The sequence below is a fragment of the Paenibacillus cellulositrophicus genome (assembly GCF_009363095.1).
Lineage (GTDB): Bacteria > Bacillota > Bacilli > Paenibacillales > Paenibacillaceae > Paenibacillus_AQ > Paenibacillus_AQ favisporus.
The window spans coordinates 1,071,204-1,090,151 of record NZ_CP045295.1 but is presented as its reverse complement, the minus strand read 5'-3'; the positions used below and the strand labels follow the sequence as shown (position 1 = coordinate 1,090,151).

Sequence of the window (18,948 nt, the reverse complement as noted above, 5' to 3'; positions counted from 1 at the left end):
GTCTACAGCACTCCTTGTCGTTGTTTCTTCTTCATGTCCTCGATAATGTCAAAAAAGGTTTCAAAAGGAACATGCTTCACGCCAAGCTCCGCGCATTTGTCCGTCAGGATGGAGCGGGAGTAGACGAGGTCGGCGATTTTGGCGCCTTCGAAGTCGGTCAGGCTGTCGCCGATCAGAATCCGCTCGTATTCGTCTTCCGGAAACCGGCGCATGACCGTCGTTTTGCACATCCCGCAGCCGTTATGGCAGGGATCCTGGCAAGGGTGCGGCCAGAGGATCTCGATCCGCTCTCCGCTGAAATCGGCGCTGTTGCAGAAAATATGGTCGGACGAAATCCCGAACGGCTCGAGGAGCGGATCGATAAAAAAGTCCATGCCGCCGCTTGTTACGTAAAAGTCGATATTTTCCTCTTTGGCATAGTCCAGAAATTCACGGAAGCCGTTGCGAATGCCCGCCCGGCTCAAGACGTAGCTGACAATTTCGTCCTTCATCGAAGAAGGCAGCAGGGCGAACATGGCGCCGACGCCTTCACGCAGGGTGATCTTCTGGCTAACCGTATCTTCCATGATCGGCTTGTACCCGGCCGGGTCAAAATGCTTCATGATCGCCACAATGTTATCCGACAGCGTGATCGTGCCGTCAAAATCGCAAAAGATTACGCGTTTCTTGGCTGTCATCGTTCGCCTCCCCAGGCGTCCAGGGCGGCCTTCAGCTCAGGATGGCCGTCTTCGGCATATTGTGCGAGCGGAATGGACTGCTGCGCCGCAGCAATCGCCTGCACAAACGCCCGTCCACCGGCCTCCGTACCCATCGGATGGCCGTGAATGCCGCCGCCGGCGTTCACGACGACGTCGGTTCCGAAATCCCGCAGGATGAGCGGCACGAGTCCGGGGTGAATTCCCGCCGAAGGCACCGGCATGCTGGCCTTCATTGGCAGTTCCCGGCTGATCAGCTCGTCACGGATCGCCATGTTTTCCGCCTTAGGCATCGTCACGGATCCGTAAGGGGAAGGGAAGAGCACCAGATCCGCGCCGGCGAGCCGCATAAGCTGGCCGAGCAGCACCGAGGCAGAGATACCATAATGCGGCGACGGGTAGAAGGCTCCCGCGAGGGCCGGATGCGCGGCGATCGGAACGTTGATCTCCGGATCGCTGCTCAGTTCATGCAGCACGTCGTAGCCGTAGGACAACACGTTGAACAGCAGCGCGTTCGCGCCGGCGCCGATTGCCTTCTTCGCCTGGCTCTTCAAGCTGGACGTCGGTCCAGTCAAATTGGCCGCATACAGCAGCTTCTTTCCTGTTTCCTTCTGCGCCGCTTCTGCCGCCTTCAGGCATACTTCCACGCGTTTTTCGATCGGCGTCAGCTCGTTCTCGAACAGGATCTCGTCGTCTTTAATCAGGTCGACTCCCCCGAGGGCTTGTCTCAGAAACTGCTCGCGCAGCTCGTCCGCATTCAGGCCGATGACGGACTTGAAAATGCTCATCAGAAGCGGCCGGTCATGGACGCCGAGAATGTCCCGCATGCCGGCGATGCCGAATTTGGGGCCAGGGAAACCCTGCACGAAATGATCTGAAAAGCCGAGGCGGTTCAGCTTGATTTTGCCGTCCATCGAGATTTTGCCGAAAACGGTGACAAGCAGGGCCGGGATGTCGCGGCTGAAGTTGATGTCCGGGTACGCGATGGTGACGTCGGCGTACCGCTCGCCGGGTGCGGCGCCTTCCGGCTCATGAACGTCCACCTGGAGCACTTCGCCAAGATGCTTCTGCATCGATTCCCGCTTTGCTTGGGGAAGCTCGGTCCAGCTGCCGACGGTCATGCCGACAGCGATCGATTCGGCCTTTTTACGAAAGTCGGCCTTGTCGTCATACAGCCGGTACGTGGCTGTGCAGCGGCTCATGAAATTCCCTCCTTCAGCGCGGCCCCCATTTCCCGGGAGCGTTCCGCGCAGCGGTTCACGGCAGCGATCACCGTTTCGAAGAAATCGCCTTTGTCAAGCGTCTCCAGTGCCGCCTGGGTGGAGCCGTTCGGCGATGTTACCTTCGCCCGGAGGGCGGCAGGCTCTTCGCCAGTCTGCTGCACCATCCGTGCGGCGCCAAGAACCGTCTGCACCGTAAGTTCCTTGCACTGCTGCGGCGTCAGGCCGCCGCGGATGCCGGCAGCCATCATCGCTTCCATCATGTAATAGATATAAGCGGGGCCGCTGCCGGAGATGCCGGTCAGTATTTCCAGCTTGTCTTCTTCCACGACCGTTACCGTACCGACAGCCTGGAACAGCGTCATGACCGTCTGGCGGTCCTGGTCGTTGATTTCCTTGGAGAAGGAGACGCCGGTTGCGCCGAGGCTGATGGAGCTGGAGGTGTTCGGCATCGTGCGGGCGACGGGCTGCTTGCGTCCGAGCAGATCCTGGATCGTGCGGATGGTGAGTCCTGCGATGACGGATACGATCAGCGTGTTATCGGAGAGCAGCGGACCGAGTTTGCGAAGCACGTTAGCCGCATCCTTCGGCTTGATAGCGAGCACGATAATCGGAGATTCACGCAAAATTTCCGTGGTTTCCGCCGGGTCATTGTTTGTTTTGACATTGTAGCGGTGCTTAAGCTCTTCGAGCCTCCCCGAGTTGGAGCGGTTCAGCATGGTCAGGCTTCCGGCATTGACGACCGATCTTCCGATCAATCCTCTGACGATGGCTTCCGCCATCGCTCCTGCACCGTAAAAGGTAATGGGCTGGGCAATCATGGCCTGTTGTTGACTCATTATAATTCCTCCTTGCGCGGCAAGCCGGTATTGTAGAGCTCCGGTATTACCCGCGAATTTGTCCATTTCCATGGATGATGTATTTCGTGGAAGTCAGAGCCGGCAGGCCCATCGGGCCGCGGGCGTGCAGCTTTTGCGTGCTGATGCCGATTTCTGCGCCAAATCCGAATTCGAAGCCGTCCGTAAAGCGGGTGGAAGCATTATGGTATACGGCGGCAGCATCCACTTCCTGAAGGAAACGTTCGGCATGGCGCTGATCGGCGGTAACGATGCATTCGGAATGCTTGGTACCGTAAGCAGCAATGTGCTGCATGGCCTCATCTATCGATTCTACAATTTTTACGTTCAAAATGTAATCATTGTACTCCGTTGCATAATCTTCTTTTGTGACCGGGAGAGCCCAGTCGACGATTCTGCGGGTTTCATCGTCGCCGCGCAGCTCGACGCCGGCTTCCTTGAACGTTCCGGCCAGCGCCAAGAGATGTTCCTTGGCAAACGCCTGGTGCACGATCAGTGTCTCCATCGAATTGCAGACCGACGGACGCTGCACCTTGGCATTGATCGAAATCTCCTCGGCCATCACGGGATCGGCCGTCTCATCCAGATACGTATGGCAGATGCCGGCACCCGTTTCGATGACCGGCACGGTCGCGTTTTCCACTACAGTGCGGATGAGCGAGCTGCCGCCGCGAGGTATGACGACGTCGAGCAGGCCGTTCAGCTTCAGCATCTCGTCAACCGAGGAACGGTTCGGATCCTCGATCAGCTGCAGCGCCTCCGGCGGAATGGCGGTAGTGGCGAGGGCGCCATGGAGCACCTCGACGATTTTGCGGTTGGAGGAGAGGGCGGAGGAACCGCCCCGCAGCACCACGGCATTGCCTGTCTTCAGGCACAGGCCGGCGGCGTCGACGGTCACGTTCGGGCGCGCTTCGTAAATGATCCCAATAACGCCAAGCGGTACGCGGTATTTGCTGATGCGGAGCCCGTTTGGCCGTTCGATATTCTCCAGCTCGTCGCCGACCGGATCGGGGAGCTCGACGATTTGCTCGAGCCCTGCGGCGATGGCGTCGATCCGCTGCGGATTAAGCGCCAGGCGGTCGAGCAGTGAGGATGAAGTTCCCTGCTGGCGGCCGCGCTCAAGATCCTCGGCGTTGGCCGCGATAATTTCATCCTGCTTCTGACGCAGCGCCTCGGCCATGCGAAGCAGCGCCTGATTTTTCTCGTCGGTGCTCAGCCGGTTTAATACGGCGGCAGCAGCTCCGGCGCGTTCTGCTTTTGATCTTGCTTCACTCATATCATAAATGCCTCCTTGTCCTTATTATGTGAGTAACCTATTTTAAGGTAATCCACTCATCCCGATGAATCACTTCGAGCCGGTGAACGGTATCCAGTGTCCGGATCACTTCAGCACTGCCCAAGCCCTGAATCCGCCTGAGCTGCTCATCGTCATAATTGACGATGCCGCGGCCGCAGACCGTCCCTTCCAGGTTCAGCACCTCGACGACGTCGCCGGCATGAAACTGGCCTTCGACCTGCTTCACGCCAACGGGGAGAAGGCTGTGGCCGCCATGAACGAGCGCTTCCTCCGCTCCCCGGTCCACGTAGAGAGTGCCGAGCGGTGTGGACATGAACCCGAGCCACTGCTTCTTCATCGGCAGCGAGTGCAGCTCGGTGTCGAAGTAGGTTCCTTTGCCGCGGCCTTCCATGGCGCTGCGAAGATCGCCGTTTTCGGTCACGCGGCCCACGAAGACCGGCACGCCGCCGCGGGTGGCGATTTTGGCGGCGTCCACTTTGGAACGCATGCCGCCCGTACCGACGGATGAACCGGCGCCGCCGGCAATGGAGTAGATCTCCTCGGTAATTTCTCCGACATGGTCAAACCGAATCGCATTCGGATTATTCCGCGGATCGGCCGTATAGAGACCGTCCGTATCGGTCAGGATCAGCAGGTGCTGGGCTTTGACCAGGTTGGCGACGAGCGCCGAAAGCGTGTCGTTGTCGCCGAATTTCAGCTCATCGACCGAAACGGTATCGTTCTCGTTGAATATGGGGACCGCCCCCTGCTTCAGCAGCTCCTCGACGGTCATGCTGGCATTGTTCATGCGCTTGCGGCTGCAAAAGTCGGTGCGGGTTAGCAGGATTTGCGCGGCGGTGATGCCGTGCGAGGCGAATGCTTCCTGGTATGCCTGCATAAGCAGCGCCTGGCCGACGGAGGCCGCGGCCTGCTTTTCGTGCAGAAGCTTGGGCCGAAAGCTGTAACCGATCGCCCGGAAACCGGCCGCGACGGCAGCGGAGGTGACGAGCAGCACTTCGCATCCGGCTTTGATGAGCGCTGCAATTTCGCCCGCAAAGAAAGCGACCGCATCGCGGTTCAGTCCGCCTTCAACGCTAGTGAGCGAGCTGCTGCCGATTTTGACGACGACTCGAGATGGCATAGGATATCACGTTCCTTTTCTAATATAAGACTGCTCTGTTTTCCTCATAAAAACTTCTTGGTACAACAAAAAAACTTTCGTCCTTTGGAGTAAAGGACGAAAGTTTATACTTCCGCGGTACCACCTTTATTGATGATTGGATCATCCGGCTTTGGGCCCTGTAACAGAAGGCACTGTCCTGCACACAGGCAGGCCGCTCAGGGGTAGGTTTCAGAAGGGCTCGCGGTAAATTCTTTCAGCCGGTGGAATTTACTCTCTGGGCGCGAGTAGCCGTTCTTACTGGTCCCGTCAACGCGTTTCATTATGTTTCTACTATGCTTCCTTTGGTACATCCGCTTTATTTTCACCTAGAATACCACGAAGCGGCGGTCTTTGCAAAAGGTTATACGAACAGATTCAGCCGTCCGATCCGCCCGGCAGCTTCCTGCAGCCTCTCCTCGGAGGTCAGCAGCCCGACGCGGACGTAGCCTTCGCCATGCCGGCCGAAACCGATGCCGGGAGCAACGGCCACCTTGGCTTCTTTCAGCAGGAGGTCGGCAAACGACTCCGACGTAAATCCATTGGGCACCGGCAGCCAGCTGAAGAAGGAACCGCCCGGCTTCTCCGCAGCCCAGCCGATGCGGCCGAGACCATCGAAAAAGGCGTTGCGTCGCGATTCATACCGCTGCACGAGCTCCTGTACGCAGTCCTGGGAGGAGGTGAGCGCCACAGCGGCCGCGGCTTGGATGCCGCCGAACAGGCTGACGTAGATATGATCCTGCAGGTTGTTGATGAGCGAAATCACGTCCCTGTTGCCCAGCGCAAATCCGACGCGCCAGCCAGCCATGTTGTACGTTTTGGACAGGGTGTAAAATTCGATGCCGACTTCCTTGGCGCCCGGTGCCTGCAGGAAGCTGACTGGACGCTCGCCGTCAAAGCCAATAGCGCCGTAAGCGAAGTCGCTTGCGACGACGATGCCGTTCTCTCCGGCGAAGCGGACCGTGTCCTCATAGAAGCTAAGCGGGGCGACGGCCGATGTCGGATTGTTCGGATAATTCAGGAACATCAGCTTGGCGCGTGCCCGATCCGCCGGGCTGATCCGGCCGTAATCCGGCAAGAAGGCGTTGTCCGACAGCAGCGGCATAAACGACATTTCGGCTTTGGCCAGCGCTACGCCGGACCAGTAATCCGGGTATCCCGGATCCGGAACGAGGCACAGATCGCCGGGATTGAGCAAAATCTGCGGGAGCTGCACCAGTCCCGTTTTGCCGCCGAACAAAATGGCAACCTCTTTCTCAGGGTCAAGCTCCACGCCATAATCCTCGAGATAGCGCTTCGCGATCGCTTCCTTTAAAAAGGCAAAGCCGGTAAACGGCGAATATTTATGATAGAGCGGGTTGGCTGCCGCCTCCTGCAGCGCGGACACGATGTGTCCCGGCGTCGGTGTATCGGGATTGCCTTGCCCCAGATTGATGACGTCATGCCCAGCGGTGATTTCCCGGTTCACCTTCTGCACGAGGGTAGCGAAAAACTGGGTCGGCAGCTGGGTCATCACTTCGGCGGGTACGATGGGAAAAGCGGATGTCGGACGTGCGTTGTCCTCTGATGAATGCATATCAAATCACTCCGGTCTGGACTCGAGAATAATATGTTTAAATCTATCACGATTTATCCGGGCTGTATAGAGGGAAATGACTGCTTGCACGCGGAATGGGCAGCGACTATGATGGTATACAAATGAGATTTGCGGATCAAGCCGTTCGCGCCATGATCCAGGGGAGGAACCAATCATGCCTTTAACTGAACGCGCGGTGCTGCGAGCCGCTTTAATACAGGCCGATATTCAAATCGGCCAGCCGGAGGCGAACCGCCTCCATATGGAAGACCTGCTGGAACAGGCGGTGTCTGCGGAGCCGAAGCCGGACCTGCTGGTGCTGCCCGAAATGTGGAATACCGGTTACGCGCTGGAGCGGATCCAGGAGCTCGCGGATCCGGATGGCAGGGAGAGCCGGGGATGGTTATCGGCTTTTGCCAAGCGGCACGGGGTGACGATCGTTGGCGGCTCCATCGCGGAGAAGAAGGACGGCGGCATCTACAACACGATGTACGTTTTTAACGAACAAGGTGACACAACGGCCCAATATTCCAAGATTCACCTGTTCCGGCTGATGGACGAGGAGAAGCATCTTGAGGCCGGCGATGAAATCGTCAGCTTTGCATTGCGTGAGGGCTTTCAGGCCGGCGCTTCGATCTGCTACGACATCCGTTTTCCGGAGCTGGCCCGCACCCAGGCGCTGAACGGGGTAAAGGTGCTGATCGTGCCTGCCGAATGGCCGCATCCGCGTCTGCACCACTGGCGCACGCTGCTGATGGCCCGGGCGATCGAGAACCAGATGTATGTCATCGCCTGCAACCGCGTCGGGGTGAGCGGAAGCACCGAGTTCTTCGGCCATTCGCTCATCATCGATCCCTGGGGCGAGATTGTGGCTGAGGGCGGCGAAGGCGAAGAAATCGTGACCGGTGAGCTGGATCTTGGGCTGGTCGATGAAGTGAGGGGCCGGATTCCGGTGTTCGAGGACCGCCGCCCCGATATTTACCGTAAACCGTAACCTCAAACCTCAATCTTCAAACCGGAAACCGCACATGAAAAAAAAGGCCCGGGCTCTCCGCCCGGGCCTTTACGCGTTTTTTAGACCAGATCATTCAGCGTATCCTTGAACGTTTCGATAAAAGCCTCCGCCGCTTTGGACAAATACCGTCCGCGACGGTATGCGACCACAAGTGTCCGGCTCGGCACCGGCTCGGCAAGGGGAAGGTATACCGGCACGAATTCGCTTCGCGGCGCCCGCGCGATAAACCGCGGCACCAGCGTGATACCCATGCCAGTGGCGACGAGCGACTGGATCGTCTCCATGTTGTTGCTCTCAAAGACGACCTTGGGCTCGAAACCGGCCTGCTGGCACAGGTCAAAGGTTATTTTGCGGAAGCCCTGTCCCTTTTTGAGCACGATAAAAGATTCCCCGCTCAGCTCATCGATCCGGACCGGAACCGGCTTCCCGGCTTTGGCTCTGGCAGCGAGCGGATGCGATTCTGGTACGGCGAGGTCGATCTTTTCTTCGCCGATCACCTCGTATGTCAGCGAAGGCTCCTGCAGCGGCAGGGAGAGCAGGCTGAGGTCCGACTTGCCTCCGGCTGTAAGCTTCTCCAGGTTCATGGAGGAGTCCTCCAGCAGGGTGATTTCGATGTCAGGGTACTGGCGTTTGAATGTGGGAAGCACATGCGGAAGCAAGTGTGCGCCTGTAATCGGCATGCTGCCGATGACCACCTTGCCGCTCTTCAGCTGGGAGATGTCAGCCATTTCCTGGCGCAGCAGCTCTACGGCGTCCATAATTTTTTGGGCCTGCTCCATGAAGGAAGCCCCGGCATGCGTCAATTCCACTGTGCTTGTATTGCGCTGGAACAGCAGCACCCCGAGCTCTTTCTCCAGCTTGGACAGCTGTTGGCTCAAAGAGGGCTGGGCGATGTGCAGCTTCTCGGCGGCGCGGGAGAAATTTCGCTCTTGGGCTATTTGGAGTGCGTATTGCAGCTGTCTAAGTTCCATGAGACACCTTCCTTTGCTTTCTATAAAGTAGCGGATAAAACACGCTTTGCTTGATAGTTAATTCCTATTACTTTTATAGATATTATATCTTGGATCAATTAAGCTGCAAATGCTATATTTAGTGTAATTCAAGAGGCTGCCGGGCTGAATCGACTTCTGTCCGGCGTCTCTTCCAAGGAACGAAACCATGAAGAGGTGACAGTGATGAGTAAAAGAACGATGTTTGAGAAAATCTGGGATAACCACGTGATTCATCAGGAAGAAGGCAAGCCGAGCATTTTGTACATCGATTTGCACCTCGTCCACGAGGTAACGTCCCCGCAAGCCTTCGAGGGCCTGCGCCTGAGCGGCCGCAAGGTACGCCGTCCGGAGCTGACATTCGCAACAATGGACCATAACGTACCGACGAAAGACCGTTTTAACATTACAGACCCGATCTCCAAGCAGCAGATCGACACGCTGTCGCAGAACTGCCGCGACTTCGGCGTCACCCTCTTTGATCTGGATACGATTGATCAAGGGGTCGTGCACGTTATGGGGCCGGAACTCGGTCTGACCCATCCGGGCAAAACGATTGTCTGCGGCGACAGCCACACTTCGACTCACGGCGCATTCGGCGCTCTGGCGTTCGGGATCGGCACAAGCGAAGTGGAACACGTGCTGGCTACCCAATGCTTGCAGCAGGCCAAAGCGAAGACGATGGAAGTGCGCTTCATCGGCAAGCGCAATCCCGGCGTAACGGCGAAAGACATGATCCTTGGCGTCATTGCCAAGTATGGCACGGATTTTGCTACAGGTTATGTCATTGAGTACACGGGCGAAGCGATCCGCGAGCTGTCGATGGAAGAGCGCATGACCGTCTGCAACATGTCGATCGAAGGCGGCGCGAGAGCGGGTATGATCGCTCCGGATGAAACGACATTCGAATATTTGCGCGGACGCCAATACGTGCCGCAAGGCAGCGACTTTGACCAAGCGGTGGAGCAGTGGAAGCAGCTCGTCACCGACGAAGGCGCAGCATACGACCGCGTTGTGGAGTTTGACGTGGAAACCCTGATCCCGCAAGTGACCTGGGGAACGAGCCCGGGTATGGGTACGGACATTACGTCCCGCGTGCCGGTGCCGGCGGAACTGCCGACCGAAAACGAACGCAAAGCAGCTGAAAAAGCGATTGAATATATGGGCCTGACGCCGGGAACGCCGATGTCGGAAATCGAAATCGACTACGTGTTTATCGGTTCCTGCACCAACGGCCGGATCGAGGACCTGCGCGCTGCGGCCCAGGTAGCCAAGGGGCACAAGGTGTCTGACCGGGTAACGGCGATCGTCGTTCCGGGTTCGGGACGCGTCAAGATCCAGGCGGAGAAGGAAGGACTGGACAAAATTTTCACCGAAGCGGGCTTCGAATGGCGTGATGCCGGATGCAGCATGTGCCTGGCGATGAACCCGGACGTTCTCCAGCCGGGACAGCGCTGCGCATCGACGTCCAACCGGAACTTCGAAGGCCGTCAAGGCCGCGGCGGACGCACGCACCTCGTGTCTCCGGCAATGGCTGCAGCAGCGGCGATCAAGGGTCGGTTCACGGATGTCCGTGATTGGAACTTCAAAACGGAAGCGGTCAGCAGCTAAGGAGGAGAATAAACATGGAAGCTTTTACGAAATTAACAGGTCTCGTCGCTCCGGTAGACCGGGTGAACGTGGATACGGATGCCATCATTCCTAAACAATTTTTGAAGCGGATCGAACGCACCGGTTTCGGACAATTTCTGTTCTATGAATGGAGATTCGATGAGCAGGGCAACGACATCCCACAGTTTTCGTTGAACCAGCCGCGCTATAAAGGCGCTTCGATTCTGATCTCCAGAGCGAACTTCGGCTGCGGTTCTTCCCGTGAGCATGCGCCATGGGCGATCATGGATTACGGGTTCAGATGCGTCATCGCTCCATCGTTCGCAGACATTTTCTACAACAACTGCTTTAAGAACGGCATTCTGCCGATCAAACTGTCTGAAGAGCAGGTGGAAGACCTGTTCCAGCGTACGGCAGCCAATGATGGCTACGAGCTGAACGTCGACCTGGAAAACAAAACGATCACGGATGGCCAAGGTCTGCGTATCGATTTCGACCTGGATGAGCACCGCCGTCAGTTCCTGCTGCAAGGCCTGGACGATATCGGCCTGACCCTTCAGCATGAAGATGCCATCTCCGCCTATGAGCAAAAGCACGCGGATCGCTTGTTCGCGTAACTTATCCAGCCGGATGGGCACTGCCCTTCATTATAAGCTCCCATGCTCCGATAAGGAGTGTGGGGGCTTTTTTGCTGGGCGTTGGATTATACCCGAGGAGCCGAAGGAGTCAAGGGAGGTCGATATTTGGATAAATCGGGAAAGAAAACAGGTAAAAATTTGTAAAATCAAGCAGGAATATAAGATTAGCACACAGAAATTGTTACAGGTCAAATACCGTTAATGTTTTTTTCATACATACATTCTGCGGCTTGTCACGAGCAGCAGCAAAAAATCAGTTTGTCAGAGGTGGAACATGAAGAAATTCGGCTTTTTACTGTTTTTATTGATGTTCGCCTTTATTGTCGGCGCCCAGGCGCCGTCGGTATCGGCGGCAAGCGGCACGGAGATCGTGCTGGACGGGAAACAACTGGACATGCCTGCGGACGCAGGGGTTGTCAACGTGAACGGGAACATTATGGTTCCCTTCCGCGTGGTCGGTGAAAATCTTGGATTTGCCGTAGATTGGGAGCAGAAGTCGCAGAAGGTCACGATTCAGAAAGGCAGCACCAAGATGCTGCTTGTCGTGAAGCAGAAATCGGCAACCGTGAACGGCAAAAAGGTGAGCTTGGATCAGCCGCCGCTCCTGCAGAAGGGCAGCGTCGTTGTGCCGATCCGGTTCGTGAGCGAACAGATGGGGCTTGCGGTCAGTTGGGATGGCGTCAACAAAACGGTGTATCTGTCGACGGATGGATCGAATCCGTCGGGAGCCGATCCGGGAACAGGAGCAGGCAGTGGAGGCACGATACCGGTTCCCGATACGGGGAGCGGCAATTCGGAAGGCACCGCTCCGTCAGGCGGTTCTGAAGGTTCCGGTGTGACCGGCCAGGAGGGGATTGCCGAGCTGACTGGCATCAGCTTTAGCGACAACCGCCTGATGATCGCTACCTCCGGTAACGGAAATGTGGTCCCGAAAGTGTTTACGATGAAAAATCCGGACCGCATCGTCGTGGATCTGCCGCAGACCCAATTCTCAGGAGCACTGGGCGAGACGCTTCCCTTGAGCGCCGACGCTCAAGGAAAGCTGGACGTCAGCGGGTATCCCGACGTTTCCGGGATCCGGTATTCGTTGTTCAGCAGCAGTCCGTCCACCGTTCGGATCGTGATTGATTTGAACTATGCCAAAAACTATGCCGCATACCCGGATCCGTCCGGAAATGGGATGTTTATCGTCGATTTGAATTTAGCTTCGGAGACGCCGTCGGTTCCGGTCGGGGGCAGCGGAAAGAAGGTCGTTGTGATCGACGCCGGGCACGGTGCCAAGGATCCCGGGACGATCGGCTATTCGAAAACGAAGGAGAAGGACTTCAACTTGGCGGTTGCCCTTAAGGTCGGACAGCTTCTCGGGAGCGAGCCGAATATCGATTTTGTTCTGACGAGAAGCGATGACACTTTCCTCGAGTTGAAGGACCGTGTAAAAATAGCCAACGATCTGAATGCCGACGTATTTGTATCCATCCATGCGAACAGCGCGGGCTCGTCTGCGGCGAGCGGTAGCGAAACCTATTATCAGCGTGATGCAAGCAAATCGCTGGCGAACGTGCTGCACAAGTATTTGGTTCAGGCTACCAGCCTGGCGGACCGGGGAGTGAAATACGGCAACTTCCACGTCATTCGGGAAACCAAAATGCCGGCTGTTCTCCTGGAGGTTGGTTATCTGAGCAATCCGAAGGATGAGGCAACCTTGTTCTCCGAAAACGTTCAGCAGTCCGTCGCGCAGGGGATCGTGAACGGCATTAAGGAATATTTGGGATTATAGAATTCGGAACTTGGCTGAAAGGAGTGTTATGGTGAATAAAAAAATATGGTGCGCAGTTCTTCTGTCCGCCGTGATGATTGTGGGAGCAGGCTGCGGTCAGAAAGCGAAGACGGCTCCTCCTCCGCCAGCGAGCGCTTCCGAACCGAGCTCACTTCAAGCGGACGAGAGCACATCGCCGCCGGTTACGGAAGGTACTGCTCCGGATGACAGCACGGCAGGCAGCAATTCGGGCAATGACAGCAGTGGAGGGACCGGGGAAACCAAGAGTGAATCAACCGGTGAGGCAGCTAAGGATCAACCCAGCTTTCAGAAATTGACCATTGATGTATATTACACCGACCCGCAGGAAATGGAGCTTAAGAAAGCCCAGAAGGAGATCAGCTACCAGGTTCCTCTTGAGAAATACGTTGAGGCGTTCAAAGCGCTTCAAGACAGCGGCAGCACCGACCTCGTTCCGCTGTGGGGTAAAATCGAATTGACCAAAATGTCGCTGGACACGGATACGGGACTCCTGCATATGGATATTCATATCCCGGACGAAGCCCGGCTGGGATCGGGCGGGGAACAATTTGCCCTCGACTCGCTCAAGCAAACGATGTTTCAATTCGACGAAATCAAAGCGATTGACATCCTCGTCGACGGCCAAGCCGTGGAGAGTCTGATGGGCCACATGGATCTCGACCATCCGATCAAGAGGGGCGAGTAGATCATCGTTTCAATCATAACGAACAAGCATGCCGATTCCTATTAGGAGTCGGCATGCTTTTTTTGCGGAAACCATGCTTTTCAGCAGGGGTGTTTGAAGCGATACTACATAAAATCCCGGTTTTGTCCATCCAAAGTCATAGTAAAACTTTTGCATATAGAGGAATATATTCGCAACTTTTCAGGGGGGCTCGCGTCTAATAAATGTCTGGTGATGTCGAAGATGCCGAAGCCGAAACGTCAAAAAGCAGTTGAAAAATTTGAGAATGGTAGGGGTGAATAATGAAGAAGTTTGGTTTTTTGTTTGCGTTTATATTTGTCTTCATTTTGGCGTTTCCTCATAATGGACAGGCTGCGGCAGGGAGCACAAAGATTTTTTTGAATGACAATGAGCTGAAGCTAACAGGTAATGCAGTGGTTGAAAATGTGAAGGGTAATACGATGATCCCATTTCGTGTGGTCGGAGAGAGTCTGGGATTTAAAGTCGCATGGGAGCAGAAGACCGGCACGGTAACCATACAAAAGGACTCGACAGTCATAAAGCTTGTTGTTAATCAAAAGAATGCTACGGTTAACGGCAGTAAGGTTGCACTTAATATCGCGCCGATTCTGCGCACCGACACGGTCATCGTCCCGCTTCGCTTTGTGAGTGAGCAAATGGGACTGACCGTCAGCTGGGATAATGTGAAGAAAGTGGTATATTTAATTACCCCGGATTCGAATTCCGGAAACAGCGGAAATGCCGGCACCGGTGCAGGCAACGGCGGGACAACCGTACCCGGCAGCGGCAGCGGCGATAACGACAGCAGCGTCGGGCTCGTCAATGGACTCAGCTTCAGCGACAACCGGCTGCTGATCGCAACCAGCGGGTCGGTTAAGGCCAGCAGTTTTAAAATGACCGGTCCCGATCGGGTCGTCATCGATCTGACGAACGCGAAATTTTCGGATCAATTCAGCGGTTCTTCTCCGCTGGACAGCAATTATAACGGCTCAATCAACGTCAGCGGCTATCCGGATGTATCCAAAGTCCGTTACTCGCTGTATAACGATAATCCTTCCACGGTACGCGTGGTCATTGATCTGAATTATGCAAAAAATTATAAGTTGACCAATGAAAACGGGATGTATATCATCGACTTGAACACATCAGACAGCGGCACTCCTTCCACTCCAGTTGGCGGAGGCGGCAAAAAAATCGTCGTCATTGATGCAGGCCATGGCGATCAGGATCCTGGCGCATCAGGCGTTTCCGGCAAAAAAGAAAAAGCGTTTAACTTGGCGGTTGCCCTCAAAGTAGGGGCTCTGCTCAAAAATGATCCAAACATCGATGTCGTTCTTACCCGCAGCGACGATACGTTCCTTGAACTGAGCGAACGGGTAAAGATCGCCAACGATTTGAAGGCGGATGTGTTTATTTCCATTCATGCGAACAGTGCAGGTTCCTCTGTGGCAACAGGAAGTGAAACCTATTATCAGCGGGATGCCAGCAAGGCGCTGGCCAACGTAATGCATAAGTACCTGGTACAAGCCACCGGGCTGAAGGACCGCGGCGTTCGCTACGGCAATTTCCACGTCATTCGCGAAACGAAGATGCCGGCCGTGCTGCTGGAAGTCGGTTATCTGAGCAACAAAAACGACGATGCCGCCCTTTTCTCGGAAAGCTTCCAGCAGCGGGTTGCCAAAGGCATCGTCAGTGGTATTAAAGAGTATTTGGGTGTGAAATAAAAATGAGTCGCAGGAACAAGGAGGCGGGAAGTCAATGAATAAAAAAGTTTGGTGTGCAGGGGTTCTGGCTCTGGCGTTGGTTGCTTTGGCAGGCTGCGGCCAGAAGCCGACCGCCGCACCAGATCAGCAGCAGGAGACGGCCTCCGATCAGCAGGTGACTGGAAGCGGCGGAGATACGGCAGCCGGAGAAACGGGAACCGAAGGTAATAACGGTGCCGTTACTTCCGACAACGGGCAGGACCAGGGTTCAGACCAAGATCAGGCATCCGGTTCGCAAGGGCAAGGACAGGGTCAAGAGGCGACTGGCCAGGGCCAATCCACGTCTACGCAAACGACGAATTCGAACCAAAAAACCTTGAATATCGATGTCTATTATACAGATCCAGAGGAACTGGATTTGCACAAAGCTCAGAAGGAAATCAGCTTCAGCAGCGATGATGAAAAGTATAAGAAGGCGTTCGAAGCGCTGCAGGCCAGCGACAAATCGGACCTCGTTCCGCTCTGGGGCAAGGTGGACCTTAAATCGCTGAGCATGAAGGACGGTCAGCTTACCATCGACATTCATCTGCCGGATGAAGCCCGTCTCGGTGCAGGGGGCGAGCAGTTCGCCCTGGACGCGCTCGGCAACACGTTGTTTCAGTTTGACGAAGTGAAGTCGATCGAGCTGCTGGTTGACGGCGCCAAGGTGGAAAGCCTGATGGGGCATGTCGATTTGGAGCATCCGATGACAAGACACTGATTTTTTTGGGGAAATTCAGGAAATATAGCAGGAGCTCGGCTCCTGGATGTCGAATTATATACAGCTAGAGCATGGCTGATAGTAACGAACTAAAGTTGGAGCGTCGCGTATCCTTTGTGGGAGCTATGATTCCCGGGGAACGGGCGCCTCCGCTTTAGTTCTTTCTATTTATTTCAGAGAGGGGCACTATCATGGTTCAGAAACGCAGCAATCATTCCTTACCTTCTAAAAAAGTCGTCTCCGCCGTCCTGGTCGGTATGATGGCATTAAGCTCGGGCACAGCCGTATTCGCGGATACCCCGGCGACGACCGGAGCAAGCGTAACAGCAGCTTCTGTCGGCCAGTTCAGTGACGTCAAGAGCGGATTCTGGGCTGAGAAGCATATATACAAGCTTGCTGCCCAAGGCATCATTCTCGGCGATAAAGGGCTGTTCCGTCCAAACGATTATGTGACCCAGCAGGAAGCCGTTACGATGGCAATCCGTTTTGCCGGGCTTCAGAACAAGCTGAGCACAGACACGGCCGTTGCGCTGCCGGAGAATGTCGTCGTAAATAATTATTTCAAGCCATACGTTGCACTCGCTTTCCAGCAAAGCATGCTGAACAAGGCGTCCGAAAGCGCGGCCACCGGTCAAAAGGGAACCTGGGGCGAGCGGAAGGCGAGCCGGGAGTGGATCACCGAAGTGCTGGTCCGCGCTCTGGGCAAGGAAAGCCAAGCTTCTGCCGCAGCCTCGAAGGCCACGACGTTTGCCGATAACGGCAAAATTTCCGCTTCAAAACGCGGCTTTGTGAACGTTGCGTTGGAGCTGGGCTTGACGAACGGTGTGGATGGTAACCGCTTTGATCCGCAAGGTTCGGTTACGCGTGCCCAGCTGGCGACCTTTTTCAGCCGGGCCGAAGCCTACAACAACATTAAGTACGACAACTCCGCAGAAGGCATCATTACCGGGCTGAGCGATAATAAGCTTGATTTGTATGTAGACGGCAGTGTGAAGAGCTACGCCCTTGATGCGTCAACCGGATATTTTAAAAGCGATTCGGAAACGAAGATTGCCTTTACGGAACTGAAGCCGTACACCAAAGTGATGGTCATCGGCAGCGGATCGAAGGCAGGGTATGTGGAAGTGACGGATCCAACTGTTCAGCTGGAAAGCACGGAAGGAACGTTCCAGAAGCTGTCTCCGGGGAACATTCTCTGGATCGAAACGAACAGCACGTTCCAGCAGTTTACATATGATGCGGGCACGACGTTCCTGGATCAGAACGGTGCGAAGATCGATCCTTCCGCCATCGCGGTCGGCAGCAAGGTATCGGTATCTCGTGAAACGTTCAGCTCCGCCAAGAAAACGGTCATCGTTCAAGTGAAATCGGGGATCGTGAACAAGACGGGCACCGGAACGCTGCAGAGCATCGATACGGCCACCAAGTCGCTCGTCATCAAAAATGACGCGGGCAATCTCGAGAGCTACACTTGGGATGCCAACTCGTTCTTCAGTTACCAGAATGAGATTCTGTCTCCGTCCGAACTGAAAGCGGGTTCGACCATTAATTACACGATCAAGAACAACATGATTCAATCCATTGAATTAAAACAGGGAGTGGAGCGTACGATCCGCGGATCCTTGTATGAGGTTGGTGCAAACGGCTCGACCATCACCTACAAGCGGGATGGCGGAGCACTTGAAGTGAAGCTTCTTGCCAGCAAGCCGGAAATCGTCATCAGCGGCATCAGCGCACCGCTTCTTAGCGATCTGATCGCGGATTCCACCGCTGGCGACCAGGTGCAAATTACGCTGAATCCTGACGAACAGGTAACCAAAATCGAAGTGCTGAACCGCCAGATGGAGCAAAAACGCGGAGCCTCGGTCGTATCCTATGAACCGAAGACGAAGCTGCTCACGCTGATGGACGCGAACAAAAAACCGTTCGTTGTGACGCTCGACGATAAAACCAAGCTGGTGTACAACACGGCCAATCCGACGCTGTCCGGCATCGAATCGCTGCTGACTACCGGCCGTAAAGTGAACGTCAGCTATCTGACGAACCGTGCGCTGTCGCTTGAGGTCATCTACCAGTACGACGGCAAGGTAACCGCGATCGATACGGCTGCCAAAAAGATGACTGTGGTAACTCCTGGCGGGGAAACACTCGTGCTGCCATACAGTAATCCGGCTGTACAGGCATACGGCAAGAGCAACGCCTCGCTGTCCGACGTGAAGATCGGCAGTGATGTTGCCCTCGTGCTGAATGCGACGCAGGATTCCATTTCGTCCATTCTATTGAAATCGACGGTTCAATTTGAAGTCGTGGACATGAACTATACCAGCAGCCGAATTACGGTGAAGAAGGATGGCGTGACGAGCCAGTTCTATCTGGACAAAGCCGCACTGACAGGAGATAACGGACAGGCGGTGGAGCTGGCGGATATTCGTGCCGGGCAGATCCTCAACGTGACGTTTAACGGAACAAACGCGGCTGCCGCACAAATCGTGAAGCTGACGACGGGCCAAATCACGGCGGTGGATTCTTCTGCGGCATCGCCAAGCATTACGGTGAAGGATTATGCCGGGACGACGGAAACGTTCAAGCTGGGAACCGGGTCGATAATCGTCAATGACGCCGGCAGCGCTCTGAGCCTGGGGAACCTGGCTGCGGGCAACCGTGTTGAGGTCCGCAAGGACGAAAGCGGCAATGCCGTGGTCAAGGTGCTGAACGTAACGACCCAAACCTACTGGAAATATGACAGTTATGCGAAGGAAATATATGTGAAACGGCAAAATGTCAATGATGCCAACCTATACACGCTTTCGCCTGGCGCATATATTCACCAAGGTGACACGATATTGACCGTGCAATCCCTGAAAGAAAATGATACTATTGTATTGTATTTAAACAATGGAACGATTGTAGAAATACAGAAACAATAGTATGCTTTGGGAATGGTCATAAGATACACCGTCTTGATG

Annotated in this window: 15 protein-coding genes and 1 other annotated feature; of the genes, 8 read left to right on the top strand and 7 right to left on the bottom strand. The window is 55.3% G+C overall.

Going from position 1 to position 18,948, the window contains the following annotated elements:
* Positions 1 to 2: 2 nt before the first annotated feature.
* The 6 genes from GCU45_RS04830 to GCU45_RS04805 all read right to left on the bottom strand — a co-directional run bounded on the left by GCU45_RS04830 (position 3) and on the right by GCU45_RS04805 (position 6,783).
* Complete coding sequence (locus GCU45_RS04830) at positions 3 to 677, bottom strand: 2-hydroxy-3-keto-5-methylthiopentenyl-1-phosphate phosphatase (protein ID WP_152398263.1); 675 nt, start codon at positions 675 to 677, stop codon at positions 3 to 5.
* Positions 674 to 1,897 (bottom strand): 2,3-diketo-5-methylthiopentyl-1-phosphate enolase, encoded by a 1,224-nt coding sequence (locus tag GCU45_RS04825; RefSeq protein ID WP_152398262.1) that lies wholly within the window; start codon positions 1,895 to 1,897, stop codon positions 674 to 676. Before GCU45_RS04825 ends, GCU45_RS04830 begins: the two co-directional genes overlap by 4 nt.
* Positions 1,894 to 2,754, bottom strand: coding sequence for a pyrroline-5-carboxylate reductase (gene proC / locus GCU45_RS04820; protein ID WP_425281266.1), 861 nt, complete (start codon positions 2,752 to 2,754; stop codon positions 1,894 to 1,896). The genes GCU45_RS04825 and proC overlap by 4 nt, the downstream gene beginning before the upstream one ends.
* Positions 2,755 to 2,800: 46 nt before the next feature.
* Complete coding sequence (locus tag GCU45_RS04815) at positions 2,801 to 4,048, bottom strand: glutamate-5-semialdehyde dehydrogenase (RefSeq protein WP_152398261.1); 1,248 nt, start codon at positions 4,046 to 4,048, stop codon at positions 2,801 to 2,803.
* A 37-nt stretch (positions 4,049 to 4,085) separates the two neighbouring features.
* On the bottom strand, positions 4,086 to 5,189 hold the full coding sequence (gene proB / locus GCU45_RS04810) for a glutamate 5-kinase (protein ID WP_152398260.1): 1,104 nt from the start codon (positions 5,187 to 5,189) through the stop codon (positions 4,086 to 4,088).
* A gap of 89 nt (positions 5,190 to 5,278) precedes the next feature.
* Positions 5,279 to 5,490: a binding site (T-box leader), on the bottom strand.
* An 81-nt stretch (positions 5,491 to 5,571) separates the two neighbouring features.
* Complete coding sequence (locus GCU45_RS04805; protein WP_152398259.1) at positions 5,572 to 6,783, bottom strand: pyridoxal phosphate-dependent aminotransferase; 1,212 nt, start codon at positions 6,781 to 6,783, stop codon at positions 5,572 to 5,574.
* 175 nt (positions 6,784 to 6,958) lie between these two features.
* Between GCU45_RS04805 and GCU45_RS04800 the strand changes: the two genes are divergently transcribed.
* On the top strand, positions 6,959 to 7,777 hold the full coding sequence (locus GCU45_RS04800; RefSeq protein WP_152398258.1) for a carbon-nitrogen family hydrolase: 819 nt from the start codon (positions 6,959 to 6,961) through the stop codon (positions 7,775 to 7,777).
* An 80-nt stretch (positions 7,778 to 7,857) separates the two neighbouring features.
* On the opposite strand, the gene GCU45_RS04795 is transcribed toward GCU45_RS04800, so the two are convergent.
* Positions 7,858 to 8,769 (bottom strand): LysR family transcriptional regulator, encoded by a 912-nt coding sequence (locus GCU45_RS04795; protein ID WP_145023978.1) that lies wholly within the window; start codon positions 8,767 to 8,769, stop codon positions 7,858 to 7,860.
* A 204-nt stretch (positions 8,770 to 8,973) separates the two neighbouring features.
* Between GCU45_RS04795 and leuC the strand changes: the two genes are divergently transcribed.
* The 7 genes from leuC (at position 8,974) to GCU45_RS04760 (ending at position 18,909) form a co-directional block, all read left to right on the top strand.
* Complete coding sequence (gene leuC / locus GCU45_RS04790) at positions 8,974 to 10,398, top strand: 3-isopropylmalate dehydratase large subunit (protein WP_152398257.1); 1,425 nt, start codon at positions 8,974 to 8,976, stop codon at positions 10,396 to 10,398.
* Positions 10,399 to 10,412: 14 nt separating this feature from the next.
* The gene (leuD, locus tag GCU45_RS04785) at positions 10,413 to 11,015 is read left to right on the top strand and encodes a 3-isopropylmalate dehydratase small subunit (RefSeq protein ID WP_152398256.1); all 603 of its coding nucleotides are present in this window, start codon (positions 10,413 to 10,415) and stop codon (positions 11,013 to 11,015) included.
* A 295-nt stretch (positions 11,016 to 11,310) separates the two neighbouring features.
* Positions 11,311 to 12,813 carry an N-acetylmuramoyl-L-alanine amidase family protein gene (locus GCU45_RS04780; protein ID WP_152398255.1) on the top strand — a complete coding sequence of 501 codons (1,503 nt, stop codon included), beginning with the start codon at positions 11,311 to 11,313 and terminating at the stop codon, positions 12,811 to 12,813.
* 31 nt (positions 12,814 to 12,844) lie between these two features.
* Complete coding sequence (locus tag GCU45_RS04775) at positions 12,845 to 13,519, top strand: GerMN domain-containing protein (protein WP_152402800.1); 675 nt, start codon at positions 12,845 to 12,847, stop codon at positions 13,517 to 13,519.
* A 281-nt stretch (positions 13,520 to 13,800) separates the two neighbouring features.
* Complete coding sequence (locus tag GCU45_RS04770) at positions 13,801 to 15,243, top strand: N-acetylmuramoyl-L-alanine amidase family protein (RefSeq protein WP_152398254.1); 1,443 nt, start codon at positions 13,801 to 13,803, stop codon at positions 15,241 to 15,243.
* 34 nt (positions 15,244 to 15,277) lie between these two features.
* Positions 15,278 to 15,982, top strand: coding sequence for a GerMN domain-containing protein (locus GCU45_RS04765; RefSeq protein WP_152398253.1), 705 nt, complete (start codon positions 15,278 to 15,280; stop codon positions 15,980 to 15,982).
* 191 nt (positions 15,983 to 16,173) lie between these two features.
* Positions 16,174 to 18,909: an S-layer homology domain-containing protein gene (locus GCU45_RS04760; RefSeq protein WP_152398252.1), complete on the top strand. Its 2,736-nt coding sequence runs from the start codon at positions 16,174 to 16,176 to the stop codon at positions 18,907 to 18,909.
* Positions 18,910 to 18,948: the final 39 nt, after the last annotated feature.

Coding starts and splice junctions, on each gene's coding strand:
- GCU45_RS04830 (WP_152398263.1), bottom strand. CDS start 677: ATGACAGCCAAGAAACGCGTAATCTTTTGCGATTTTGACGGCACGATC.
- GCU45_RS04825 (WP_152398262.1), bottom strand. CDS start 1,897: ATGAGCCGCTGCACAGCCACGTACCGGCTGTATGACGACAAGGCCGAC.
- proC (WP_425281266.1), bottom strand. CDS start 2,754: ATGAGTCAACAACAGGCCATGATTGCCCAGCCCATTACCTTTTACGGT.
- GCU45_RS04815 (WP_152398261.1), bottom strand. CDS start 4,048: ATGAGTGAAGCAAGATCAAAAGCAGAACGCGCCGGAGCTGCTGCCGCC.
- proB (WP_152398260.1), bottom strand. CDS start 5,189: ATGCCATCTCGAGTCGTCGTCAAAATCGGCAGCAGCTCGCTCACTAGC.
- GCU45_RS04805 (WP_152398259.1), bottom strand. CDS start 6,783: ATGCATTCATCAGAGGACAACGCACGTCCGACATCCGCTTTTCCCATC.
- GCU45_RS04800 (WP_152398258.1), top strand. CDS start 6,959: ATGCCTTTAACTGAACGCGCGGTGCTGCGAGCCGCTTTAATACAGGCC.
- GCU45_RS04795 (WP_145023978.1), bottom strand. CDS start 8,769: ATGGAACTTAGACAGCTGCAATACGCACTCCAAATAGCCCAAGAGCGA.
- leuC (WP_152398257.1), top strand. CDS start 8,974: ATGAGTAAAAGAACGATGTTTGAGAAAATCTGGGATAACCACGTGATT.
- leuD (WP_152398256.1), top strand. CDS start 10,413: ATGGAAGCTTTTACGAAATTAACAGGTCTCGTCGCTCCGGTAGACCGG.
- GCU45_RS04780 (WP_152398255.1), top strand. CDS start 11,311: ATGAAGAAATTCGGCTTTTTACTGTTTTTATTGATGTTCGCCTTTATT.
- GCU45_RS04770 (WP_152398254.1), top strand. CDS start 13,801: ATGAAGAAGTTTGGTTTTTTGTTTGCGTTTATATTTGTCTTCATTTTG.
- GCU45_RS04765 (WP_152398253.1), top strand. CDS start 15,278: ATGAATAAAAAAGTTTGGTGTGCAGGGGTTCTGGCTCTGGCGTTGGTT.
- GCU45_RS04760 (WP_152398252.1), top strand. CDS start 16,174: ATGGTTCAGAAACGCAGCAATCATTCCTTACCTTCTAAAAAAGTCGTC.